We start from the raw sequence: 12,063 nt of genomic DNA on the forward strand, positions 1-12,063 counted from the left end.
TTGGTGAGCGACGGTTCACTGTAGGAGCAGGGCTTGCCCGCGAAAACGTCGGCCCTGGCGATGCAAATCTTGAGGTTTTTATCTCTAGTCAAGCCGGCTCCAACACGAGCTGGCTTTAGCCTGAAAGATTATATGAGTTAAACGTCCAGCCCACGCTCACGTTCTAAATCAATCAAACGGGTGGTTGGGCCATCGGGGCGCAGGCGCTCCAATACTATTTCTGGCCAGTGATTAGAGCTGCGACGCTTGGCTATTTTGTATATTCGATCCTCTATGAGGCTTGCCGGGTGGAGCAAGAAGAATCCTACAAGAAGAATGATGTTTGTAGAGTTTGGGTAAGGTTTACCATTGGCTGCTTCTTTCTCTTCAGCTACCGTTTTCAGTTGATGCCCCAAAAAGGTTGAAGGGCGTGCATCAAAAGCCAGTTGCTCTTTGATATATTCGTCTGACTCGCTATGGTTTCCATGTTCATTAAACCAGGGGCCATTATTCATATAAGATCGCAAGTACTCCCAAAGGCTTTTTTGCATTGTCAAATTTTTTCCCATTGGCAGTCCTAAGCTGAGCATTAGCGCATTTTCTGGTTCACCCAGTCTGCGAATGAGTATTTCCAGAGCGGCGCTTTGCAGGCTACCAGTATGGGGGGAGAAAATTTTGAACTCATAGGCGATGGCCTGAATGTCATCCCAAGGGGTATGAAATAACTCTCCTCTGTGATTGAAATAAACTTCCCTCGTGCGCCTGTTGAATAGAATGGGCGGTGGAAGGTGTTTGCGAGATTCCCATAAAAAAGAAATCGGAAATACCGTGACGGCAACTGCAAAAGGTAAAAGTGCGTCCTCCCAATCCCCGCTCAGAAGAAAGAGCAGGGCCATGATCAGAAATGGAGGGGTGAAAATTAAAAAAACGATACCCGTTATTTTTCCCAGAAATGACTCTTCTCCTGTTTTGATCGAGAGGTAATGGGTTGTGTGGTCGTCAATAATGAAAAGATCCATTGGGCTTTCGCCTGTTGGTTCATTCGATTTTAGAATGACTGGGGGGGCTTCACACTGGGTGCGAGCCAGCTCGATAAGATTTTTTATATTCATATGAATTCATCTTTTAACACCGGTGAGTGTAGAAGCTCAGTCATTGTGTATGTTTTTCCAGTAACAGCAGAGGACATAACTTTGTAGAGTTCCTCACTAGACCTGTTGTAGTCGTTGGCCCAAGACTCGGGGTTGATTCCAAAGCGCGTGTTTTTTAGCCATTTTTCTACTCCGGTATCCTGAGTGTATAGTCGAGCTATAACACCGCTAGCCAGCAGGATGGTTGTGGTGAGTATTTTGCTCGCTAAGTGAGGGACTTGATTTAATCCTCGGCTGATCACTGCAAGGTTATTTGCCATTACGGCGGCGCGCGCGTCTTGTAATGCCCTGAAGGTTTTTATATATAGTGTCAGGTTGACAGCTGATCCGATGGTTAGCCCTATGTTGATCGCGGCAGTATCAAAATCTCTAGAGCTGAAGGCTTCCAGGGCTTCTTTGCCAAAGACAAGGACATCCATGGCGGAGGCCACTGCTAAAGCGGAGGCAGTTCCTGCACCCAGGGCTAAAGATTTAGCGAGAGCTATTTTGTATTTCTCAGGATTTTTTGTTGATATTTGAGTCATTAATTGAAAGTTCTTGTCGGCTCGACTTTGCATGATTGCGATACCGGCCGCTGCAAAGCCAGCTAATCCCCCCGCAAAATTCATTAAGTCCTTCGCTGAGCGGCTTTTGTAAGATTGTTCACCTGTCCAAACCAGACTCACACCAGCCACCACCAACACCAAACTCTTCAACGGTGTTTCCGTCAGCGCCTCCTTGCTCATTTTCAGCAGGTTTTTCAACTCCATCTCTGGTCGAGCCAGATCCGCAATTGACGGCAGATGCTTCCCGGCAACACTTGTCTGCCCCACTGGCACCAGATGAAAGAACGGCAACGCCTCCTGCACGGCACTCGCTACCGGTTTCAATGGCAGCGTGCCGGGAGGCGCCTGTGTGGGGACTTGCGCCAGATGGTTCAGCCATTGCTCAACCTGCTGCGGTGTGGCCGCCACCAGATCGATACGTTGCTGGCTGCGACTCAACGCAGCCCCCATGTACAGCCGCGCAACATTGCTGGGTGCCTCCGTGGCCTTGTGCATCTGCGCCGCAAGCACCGGGCTGAGGACCGCGAACAATTCCTCCGTCACCTTGGCCGGATTATGCAGCGCCAGGTTCTCCGCGCTCTTGTTGAACGCCAGGCTCATATTCAGCGCCTGCGCCAACTTGATCCCCAGCTTTTGCAAAGCCTGTAAGTTGTCCTTGAGGGTGTCCCCGGTATCGATCAGCCGTTTTATTTCCGAAAGCCCCGGTTCGTTGGGTAGCCCGAGCAAAGCCCAGATCAACCAGGGCTTCTCGGTCGCCCTGTCAGGATCGAGCGCCTTGCTCAATTTCTTCACCCCGAAGCTGGTACTGGAGGCCCCGGCACACGCCAACGCGAACTCCTCTCCCAGCGCCTCCAGCACAGCAGGCTGGGTGATATCGAAATGCTCGCAAGCAGTCGCCAGGGTCGCCGGGCTTTTCAGTCCCAGCGTCTCGAACCACGCGCCCCACAGCTCCGAGATATAGCGCAGGTCCATTTCATAGCCCTGGGTTTCATCGTCATGTTCTTTCCAGGTCCGTTCCAACAGGTGATAACGCGTCGCACCAGGCAGCACTTTGCGGACCTGTTCATCGCTCTCGCTCAACGAGCGGATCAACCCGGCAATGGCCCAGTCCTCGCTACGCTCTTTACGACGCTCTTCGAACGCCGCCATCTGCACCTGTAGCAACCGGGCCAGGTCCTGCAACACGCCCCAGGTGTCGTCGAGCACCGCATAGGTCTGGAATTCGCAGGCACTCATATCCTCGAGTGCCTTGAGCCAGTCCGGTGGTTGGCCAACGGGATTTTGGCTCCAGCCATAACCATCGAGGTCCATGTAATCGCCGATGGACTCATGGATTTTCTGGACCGGCCCGCTCATAGGCGTTACGCCGGGTGTGAACGTGCGCATGACGCTTTCGCGCCTGGTCGGATCTGTCTTGGCCGTGTCGAATTGCCCATCGCTCCAGCGGATCGGTGACCAGACCATCATCGCCGGCGCTCCGGCCCGCAACATGAAGTAGGGTTTGTGGCGCGGGTCGATCACGCTGCCGCCGCGCGGTGTTTCCTTGAGCAGCGCCCCGGTCACCTGAAACTCGATCATCATGTTGATGTTCGTTTGCCAGACATACAGCCAGCCATCCCGCAGCAGGCGAGCGGTGTAGTTCATCGGCCTGCCGCTGGTGTTTTCCGCGCCCTTGCCGAGCGCCGGGAAATACCCGCTCAGGGGCTTGACCCCATGGCCGCTCAAGTCGAGCGGGAGCGAAGGGCCAATGGCGTAGCGCAATGGAAAGACCGCCGCCAGCAGTGGACAGGTGGCGGGTTTGAAGGTGTATTTAGACATCGGTATTTTCCTCGGACCCGCCGGACAGCGCGCAGAGCAAGGCATCCGACAAAACGATTGGCGCCGCGAAACCGATGCTGGTCGGTGCGGCGTCCTGTTCAGGGGCGGTGTTTTTCCAGGCACACAGTGGTTCGTCCCGGTGCCACAGCCACAGGCTGTCGACGCCGTGCCAGAAGCCAGGTGGCCAAGGAGCCTGGGACTCCCAGGTTCGTAACAAGGCGCCCGCGTCACCCAGACGTAGCCAGTACTGACGGCCTTGTGTGCTGTGTACTTTCAGGCGACGTTGCAATGAGAGGAGCAGCTTTGCAGGTGATAGCCGCGAACTCAGCCAGACACCCTGGTCCAGAGACGAGCCGCCCTGCCACCAATCGCGCTGCATCGGGCTTCCCTGTGGGGCCTCCAGCAGAAATGGCCCTGTGTCGGCGATAGCCGCATAGGGCGTATTGATCAACAGGGAGACGGCCTGATGGCTGGGATAGTGTTGACGAAACCAGGCTCTGGCAGCGTCAAAGCAGGTCCCTTCGATCAGCAGGAAACCGGGGTGGGCCATCGCTTCGATCATGGCTGCTTACCCTGGCTATCCTTTGCGGCTTCGCACACCTCACAAATGCCCGAATCTGCCTCACGCAGTGCCAGGGCTTGTTTCGCCACGGTCTCCAGTGACAGCACCGGTTTCTTTACCGGCTCCGTCTGCCCGGGTAGCCAAGGCATCGCTCCCGAACCCTCGCCAGGGCTGCCTTCGGTGTTGAATGGCTGGCTGAAGGTAATGCCGCCGCCATCGATCTTGATAAAGTTACCCCCGGCTTTGAGGGTCAATTCGGCACCGGCTTCCATCACCAGTTTGTAGCCGCTGGACAGGTGGATTTCCTCGCCCGCCTCAACCAGGTAACCCACTCCCGCTTTCACCTGTTGGCTTCGGCCCACCGTCAGATGATCATCCCCCTTCACCTCGCAACGTCGATCCTGATGAACCGTGTGATGCTCTTCGGCCCTGAACTCGGCATAGCTGTTGGCGTCGACCCTTTCATGCCGCTCGTGGCCGACCTGTATGTGTTGGTCATGTTCGATGTGCTGCTCGAAATCCCGTTGGGCATGCACATAGATCTGCTCCTGGCCCTTGAGGTCTTCGATGCGGATTTCATTGCTGCCCCCACCACCCGGGCTGCTCTGGCTTTTGAACACGCTACGGGTCTTGTGCGCCGGCAGAGGGTAGGGCGCTTGCTGCACCGCGTTGTTCAGGCAACCGACGATCAGCGGTTGGTCCGGGTCGCCTTCGAGAAAGGTCACCAGCACCTCCATGCCGACACGGGGCAGGGTGACGGCGCCGTGACTTGGCCCGGCCCAGCCGGACGCCACCCGCAACCAGCAACTGCTTTGAGCGCCGGTTGCATCGGAACGGTCCCAGTGAAACTTCACCTTTACCCGGCCGTATTCGTCGCAGTGGATTTCTTCCCCGGGCGGGCCGGTGACGATGGCGGTCTGGGCATTCAGGCGACGGGCTTCATGTGCTTGCAGCGGCGGACGAAAGAACACATCCCATGGTGTGGCGAGAAAGCTGTTGCGGTAGCCCTGGCGGAAACCGTCATTGGCGCCGCTCGGGCTCGGTGCCGACTCCTCCAGCACCTGCGGCTGTTTACCTTCGTGGGTCAGTTGGGTCAGCAGCCAGAGGTCGTTCCAGTCCGGCTGTGGATGGTCGCTCAGGGTCAGGAGGTGGCCACTGACCAGTTGTGGCGCATTGCTCTTGCCTGATGCCTGTCGATAGTCGGCGCGATGGCGCTCCAACTGGCGGCGATTGAGTCGTTTGCCGGCCTCGTCATGCTTGAAGCGGCCAGGATAGCGATAGTCCTCCAACGCCGGTTTCGGTGTTGAATCCGTGCAGTGGGTTGTCCGCTCGAGCAAGGTATGCGGCTTTTCGAAATCGTAGTCACGCAAGGCCGCATGACTGCTGCGGGTCTCCAGGCGCAGGTCAAAGGACTTGATGCTCGCGGTCGCGGCGACGGTGCCACTGTCCGGCACATAAGGCACGGCTTTGGACAGCCGGCGAAAGAAGGTCTGGTCATCGCCGAACGCCAGGTGATGGTCGGCCGGGCTGTGCTGGAAGTGGTAGTGCAGGCCATCTTCCTCACACAACCGCTGGATGAAATCCAGGTCGGATTCGTTGTACTGCACGCAGTACTCGCGGGCGGGCAGGGGCGTGGCGAGGTTGAAGCTGAAGGCGTTGCCGAGGATGCCGTGGTCCTTGAGCACCTGGGCGATGATCTGCGGCACGGTCTGGTTCTGGAAGATGCGCTGGTTGAAACGATGGCCCAGGTAGGTCAGTTGCGGTACGAGGGTGAGGTGATAGTGGCTCCAGCGTCGACCGGTATCACCCTGGCCGATGCAGTAGACCTGGCCGTGAATACCCGCGCCACTGTCGTTGAAGGCGAGAAAACCCTGCTGGTGCAACAGTTCGTCGAGGTTCAGGTCCGCGCGGCGGCTGACCAGGTCCAGCTCGACACGATAGGGCTGGCTGATGGCTTCACTGCCTTTGAAGGCCAGCACCTGGAGTTCAGGGGCAAAGCCCGGGAGGGTCAGGGTAAAGCGGTTTAACGGCGCTGAAATGAACATTCGTAGTCCCTTACTCAAGCGGTAAGGGGGGAGTCTGCTTGTCCTCGGTGGTGCGTTGAATAGGTCTGTGAAAAAACAGAAATGCCTTACATTTCAAGGTTAAAAAGACTGACTCGATAGCGGGATATTTTGCCAAAAGAAGTGAAAGTGCCACTGCTGGATATCTCAGTGACACCTGTTCAGCGTGCCGCTTTCACCCCCGGTTAGAGCGTTTCCAGCCGTACAAAGTAATGATCCAGAACGGCAGCCACCAGACCAGATCGTTGCACAGCAGCATGATCCCGCTGTGCCAGGGCAGGATGCCGCTCATGGCCGACTGCACAAAGCCGATGGGGCCCAGCGTCTTGCCCACCAGCCCGACGGCCACCAGCGGCCAGTAACGAACCACATCCTGCGCGGCAATCCAGTAACCCAGCGCATACACGCCGACCATCATGCCGATGCAGCGAACCATCACGTCCGGCGTGGTCGGCATCTGCAACCAGGCAAATACCTCAGCGGGCCAGACGGCCAGCAGTACGGCATAGAGCAGGTTGTAGAGGGCCGCGATGCGCAGGACCCAGGACATCCAGGCGGGGGCGAGGTTTTTTGAGAACAGGTACGTCATGGGTTTTCCGTCAGGGGGGAGGGGGTGGTCGGCTCGACAAGGTTCAAGACACCGCTGTAGTGAATGAGCGTGCCGAAGCGCGCCAGGCTGACCTTGACCTCGCAGTGATAACGCTGAGCGTCGACGTTTTTGCGGGATACAGGCTCAAGCGCCAAGGGGGATATTCTGCTTGTCTGGGATGGTGCGTTTGAATAGAAAGGTTAAAAAATAGAAAAGACCTACATTTAGGTACGTTGAAAGGTTGGCGTGATCGGTGATCTTTGCCAGCGGATCATGACTTTGTGCCTTCACCCCGCCAAGCGGGCTGCCGGGACGCGTGCAACTCGGTTATACTCGTCGGCTTTCAAAAGTTCACCGACGAGTGCTGCCCGCCATGGAAATCAACCCGATCCTTAACAGTATCAAGGACCTGTCCGAGCGCTCCGAAACCATTCGGGGGTATCTTTGACTACGATCAAAAGCATGAGCGTCTGACCGAAGTCAATCGCGAGCTTGAAGATCCGGCTGTCTGGAACAACCCCGAATACGCCCAGAACCTCGGCCGCGAGCGTTCCGCGCTGGCGCTGATCGTTGAAACCCTGGACGACATGTCCAGCGGCCTGAGCGATGCCCGCGACCTGCTGGAAATGGCCGCCGCCGAAGAAGACCAGGGTGCCGTCGACGACGTCGCCGCTGAAGTCGAACGCCTGCGCGCCGCCCTCGAAAAACTCGAGTTCCGGCGGATGTTCAGCGGCGAAATGGACGCGAACAACGCCTACCTGGATATCCAGGCCGGTTCCGGCGGCACCGAGGCCCAGGACTGGGCCAACATCCTGCTGCGCATGTACCTGCGCTGGGCCGACAAACGCGGTTTTGACGCCACCATCATGGAACTGTCCGCCGGCGAAGTCGCCGGGATCAAGGGCGCCACCGTACATATCAAGGGCGAATACGCCTTCGGTTGGCTGCGCACCGAGATCGGCGTGCACCGCCTGGTGCGCAAGAGCCCGTTCGACTCCGGCAACCGTCGTCACACCTCGTTCTCGGCGGTTTTCGTATCGCCGGAAATCGACGACAACATCGAAATCGAAATCAATCCGGCAGACCTGCGGATCGATACCTATCGTTCCTCCGGTGCCGGTGGTCAGCACGTCAACACCACCGACTCGGCCGTACGGATCACCCACGTACCGTCCAACACCGTGGTCAGCTGCCAGAACGAACGTTCCCAGCACGCGAACAAAGACACCGCGATGAAAATGTTGCGGGCGCGCTTGTACGAACAGGAAGTGCAGAAGCGCAACGCCGCTTCCCAGGCCCTGGAAGACACCAAGTCGGATATCGGCTGGGGTCACCAGATCCGCTCCTACGTACTCGACGCTTCGCGGATCAAGGATCTGCGCACCAACATCGAACGCAGCGACTGCGACAAGGTGCTGGACGGCGATATCGACGAATACCTGGAAGCCAGCCTCAAGCAAGGGCTTTAAGGCACTGCGGCGACGGCGCGCATCAAGGCGCGCCGCCTGCCGTGAACCCCTGCCGAAGGCCGGGGGTAACGAACCTGTGATGGAAAATCTAAAGACATGAGCGACCAACAACTCGACCCGCAAGCCCTGCAACAGGAAGAAAACACCCTGATCGCCCTGCGCAAGGAAAAGCTGGCTGCCGAGCGCGCCAAGGGTCAGGCCTTCCCCAACGACTTCCGTCGCGACGCCTACTGCGAAGACTTGCAGAAACAGTACGCCGACAAGACCAAGGAAGAGCTGGCAGAGGCAGCGATCCCGGTCAAGGTTGCCGGTCGCATCATGCTCAACCGTGGCTCCTTCATGGTGATCCAGGACATGTCCGGGCGCATCCAGGTCTACGTCAACCGCAAGACCTTGTCGGAAGAGACCCTGGCCGCGGTGAAAACCTGGGACCTGGGCGACATCATCGCCGCTGAAGGCACCCTGGCCCGTTCCGGCAAGGGCGACCTGTACGTCGAAATGACCAACGTGCGCCTGCTGACCAAGTCGCTGCGCCCGCTGCCGGACAAGCACCACGGCCTGACCGATACCGAAACCCGTTATCGCCAGCGCTATGTCGACCTGATCGTCAACGAAGAAGTGCGCCAGACGTTCCGCGTGCGTTCGCAGGTCATCGCCCATATCCGCAACTTCATGATGCAGCGCGATTTCATGGAAGTGGAAACGCCGATGCTGCAAACCATCCCCGGTGGTGCCGCGGCCAAGCCGTTCGAAACCCACCACAACGCGCTGGACATGGGCATGTACCTGCGCATCGCGCCGGAGCTGTACCTCAAGCGCCTGGTGGTCGGTGGCTTCGAGCGGGTGTTCGAGATCAACCGCAACTTCCGTAACGAAGGCGTGTCGACCCGGCACAACCCTGAGTTCACCATGTTGGAGTTCTACCAGGCGTACGCCGACTACGAAGACAACATGGACCTGACCGAAGAGCTGTTCCGTGAACTGGCCCAGGCCGTTCTGGGCAGCACCGACGTGCCGTACGGCGACAAGGTCTTCCACTTCGGCGAGCCGTTCGTGCGCCTGTCGGTGTTCGACTCGATCCTCAAGTACAACCCGGAGCTGACCGCCGCCGACCTGCAGGACGTCGACAAGGCCCGCGCCATCGCCAAGAAAGCCGGCGCCAAGGTGCTCGGCTTCGAAGGCCTGGGCAAGCTGCAGGTGATGATTTTCGAAGAGCTGGTCGAGCACAAGCTGGAACAGCCGCACTTCATTACCGAATACCCGTTCGAAGTCTCGCCGCTGGCTCGCCGCAATGACGAGAACCCGAACGTCACCGACCGTTTCGAGCTGTTTATCGGCGGTCGTGAAATCGCCAACGCCTATTCCGAGTTGAACGACGCGGAAGACCAGGCCGAGCGCTTCCAGGCCCAGGTGGCCGAGAAGGACGCCGGCGACGACGAGGCCATGCACTACGACGCCGACTTCGTGCGGGCGCTGGAGTACGGCATGCCGCCAACCGCAGGTGAAGGCATCGGTATCGACCGCCTGGTGATGTTGCTCACCAACGCACCGTCGATTCGCGACGTGATCCTGTTCCCGCACATGCGGCCGCAAGCGTAAACCTGTTGTTGAAAAAGCCGCCCTTGCAAGGCGGCTTTTTTATTGTCTGTTGGTACTGATGTTTCAGAATATTACAAGAGAGGAAGACCGGTAGTGGAGCGTGCAATGGCGCAAAAGGGAGCAGCTGGCGTCGCTACGGCGGTGGCTGAAAGCGTTCAGTATCAGGGGCGCAAGGCCAGTCGACAGGGAAGCGAGCAACGACGACAGGCGATTCTTGACGCCGCCATGCGCATTGTCGTGCGCGACGGTGTGCGCGGGGTGCGGCACCGCGCGGTGGCCGCCGAGGCCGATGTGCCGCTGTCGGCCACCACCTATTACTTCAAGGATATCGATGACCTGCTCACCGATACCTTCGCCCAGTATGTCGAGCGCAGTGCGGCCTTTATGGCCAAGCTGTGGGAAAACACCGAAGGTGTGTTGCGTGAGATGCTCGCCTATGGCGACGGCAGTGCCGCGTCACGGGCGCAACTGGCCGACGATATCGCCCGGATGACCGCCGACTATATCCTGCGCCAACTGCATAACCGCCGTGAGCACCTGATGGCTGAGCAGGCGTTTCGCCAGGAGGCACTGATCAATCCGCGCCTGGCGGTGTTGGTGCGTTCACATCAGCAAATTCTCCTACGAGGAACTTGTCAGTTTTTCCAGGTTCTAGGATCTAAAGAGCCACAGCAGGATGCCAAAGTGTTGACGGCGATTATCGGACGGATGGAATATCAGGGCCTGCTCAACGACGCTGAGGTCCAGTCCGAACAGGACATGCTGGGGATCCTCTCGCGTTACATGCACCTGGTACTGGCCTCGGTCTAGGCACTGTGCGTGGCTATTCACCGCCGTAACCTTCAGGAGTCACCCTTGGACGATTACCAGCAGACGATACGCAGCCTCTCTGATCGCATTGTGCTGGCGCAGACACCGATTCGCGTACTCGACGCGGTGAAGTGGGACGAGAACATCCGCAAGGGCTTTCTCAAGGGCAAGGGCAAGGAAATGCCGGCGGTGGATCGCGACTATTACACCTCGCGGCCGTTGTCGTTCGACTCCAGCGCGGTGAAGCTGGAGTTCCAGAATATCGAGCGGGATATCACCCGGCGACTTGGCCAGTTCAATCCGGTCGGGCAGATCATGCGCCGGATGTGCCGCGAGTACCGGCAGGTGGTACGGATGCTCGAAGCCCGTGGCACCGCGGATTTCGGCCTGATCTCCCAGGAGTTGTACGGCGCCGCGTCGGATGCCTTCCACGCCGGTGATCCGACCCTGGCCGACCTCGGCCTGATGCTGTCCGATTACCTGAACAATATCGACGGCCGCGGCGACCTCAAGGACGAGCCCAAGACCCTCACCGCCAAGGAGGCGGTCGATATGCTGCAAAGCCGGCTGAACAAGGTGTTCGGCGAGGCCGAGGAAACCATCCGGGTGTTCGAGTCCGACGGTATTGTTGCCGACGCGGCGGCGGGCGCCGACTACATCAAGATCCGCGCCGACGCGATGTTCAACTCGCGGGATGTGCGGGCGCTGGAGGTGCATGAAGGCCTGGTGCATGTCGGCACCACCCTCAACGGCTTGAACCAGCCGATCTGCACCTTCCTGTCCAAGGGCCCGCCCTCGTCGACCGTGACCCAGGAAGGCCTGGCGATCCTGATGGAAGTGATTGCCTTCGCCTCCTATCCGACCCGCTTGCGCAAGCTGACCAACCGTACCCGGGCCATCGATATGGTGGAGCAGGGCGCGGATTTTCTCCAGGTGTTCGAGTTCTTCCGCGAACAGGGTTTCGAGATGGCGGAAAGCTACGGCAACGCCAGTCGGATCTTCCGTGGCTCGACACCCACGGGCCTGCCATTTACCAAAGACTTGTCCTACCTCAAGGGCTTTATCATGGTTTACAACTATATTCAGTTGGCCGTGCGTAAGGGCAAGCTCGAACAGGTGCCGCTGCTGTTTTGCGGCAAGACCACGTTGGAGGATATGCGCACGCTGCGCCAACTGGTGGATGAGGGCCTGGTGGTGCCGCCCAAGTATCTGCCGGAACAGTTCCGCGACATGAATGCGCTGTCGGCCTGGATGTGTTTCAGCAACTTCCTGAACCACTTGAGCCTGGATCGGATCGAAGCGGATTATTCTAATATCCTCTGACCGCCGACCCTGTAGGAGCGAGCTTGCTCGCGATGGTCGTCAACGATAACGCGGGGCATCTGGTGCCCCGAGGTGCCTGTGCCTCCATCGCGAGCAAGCTCGCTCCTACAGGTGAGGGTTGGCGACATTTCTCCTTATCTAGCGAGGCTTCAAAC

The 12,063-nt window shown here is 58.3% G+C and carries 9 protein-coding genes and 1 pseudogene; 5 read left to right on the plus strand and 5 right to left on the minus strand.

What is annotated here, in order from left to right; all coding sequences use genetic code 11:
- Positions 1–137: 137 nt before the first annotated feature.
- The 5 genes from CWE01_RS33600 to CWE01_RS20560 all read right to left on the minus strand — a co-directional run bounded on the left by CWE01_RS33600 (position 138) and on the right by CWE01_RS20560 (position 6,707).
- Complete coding sequence (locus tag CWE01_RS33600) at positions 138–1,091, minus strand: hypothetical protein (RefSeq protein WP_177410500.1); 954 nt, start codon at positions 1,089–1,091, stop codon at positions 138–140.
- Entirely contained in the window at positions 1,088–3,493 is a 2,406-nt protein-coding gene (locus tag CWE01_RS20545; protein ID WP_100942381.1) for a toxin VasX, read from the minus strand. Before CWE01_RS20545 ends, CWE01_RS33600 begins: the two co-directional genes overlap by 4 nt.
- The gene (locus CWE01_RS20550) at positions 3,486–4,055 is read right to left on the minus strand and encodes a DUF4123 domain-containing protein (protein WP_100942382.1); all 570 of its coding nucleotides are present in this window, start codon (positions 4,053–4,055) and stop codon (positions 3,486–3,488) included. The genes CWE01_RS20545 and CWE01_RS20550 overlap by 8 nt, the downstream gene beginning before the upstream one ends.
- Complete coding sequence (gene tssI, locus CWE01_RS20555) at positions 4,052–6,100, minus strand: type VI secretion system tip protein TssI/VgrG (RefSeq protein ID WP_100942383.1); 2,049 nt, start codon at positions 6,098–6,100, stop codon at positions 4,052–4,054. The genes CWE01_RS20550 and tssI overlap by 4 nt, the downstream gene beginning before the upstream one ends.
- Before the next feature lie 193 nt (positions 6,101–6,293).
- Positions 6,294–6,707, minus strand: a complete 414-nt coding sequence (locus CWE01_RS20560) for an alkyl hydroperoxide reductase (protein WP_100942384.1) — start codon at positions 6,705–6,707, stop codon at positions 6,294–6,296.
- A 373-nt stretch (positions 6,708–7,080) separates the two neighbouring features.
- Here CWE01_RS20560 and prfB point away from each other — a divergent pair.
- From prfB to CWE01_RS34350, 5 genes and pseudogenes are all read left to right on the plus strand, one after another.
- Positions 7,081–8,176, plus strand: a protein-coding gene (gene prfB / locus CWE01_RS20565; RefSeq protein ID WP_100942385.1) for a peptide chain release factor 2 whose coding sequence is annotated in 2 segments (ribosomal slippage) — positions 7,081–7,152 and positions 7,154–8,176 — 1,095 coding nt in all. Because the reading frame shifts where the segments join, the coding sequence is not laid out codon by codon here.
- A gap of 96 nt (positions 8,177–8,272) precedes the next feature.
- Entirely contained in the window at positions 8,273–9,775 is a 1,503-nt protein-coding gene (gene lysS / locus CWE01_RS20570) for a lysine--tRNA ligase (protein WP_100942386.1), read from the plus strand.
- A 105-nt stretch (positions 9,776–9,880) separates the two neighbouring features.
- Entirely contained in the window at positions 9,881–10,585 is a 705-nt protein-coding gene (locus tag CWE01_RS20575) for a TetR/AcrR family transcriptional regulator (RefSeq protein WP_100942387.1), read from the plus strand.
- A 45-nt stretch (positions 10,586–10,630) separates the two neighbouring features.
- A complete protein-coding gene (locus CWE01_RS20580) occupies positions 10,631–11,908 on the plus strand; it encodes a flavohemoglobin expression-modulating QEGLA motif protein (protein ID WP_100942388.1) in 1,278 nt (425 codons plus the stop codon).
- A 32-nt stretch (positions 11,909–11,940) separates the two neighbouring features.
- A pseudogene (locus CWE01_RS34350) lies at positions 11,941–12,018 on the plus strand (outer membrane lipoprotein carrier protein LolA); the annotation flags it as partial.
- Between the last annotated feature and the right edge of the window lie 45 nt (positions 12,019–12,063).

The organism is Pseudomonas sp. QS1027 (genome assembly GCF_002814235.1).
Lineage (GTDB): Bacteria > Pseudomonadota > Gammaproteobacteria > Pseudomonadales > Pseudomonadaceae > Aquipseudomonas.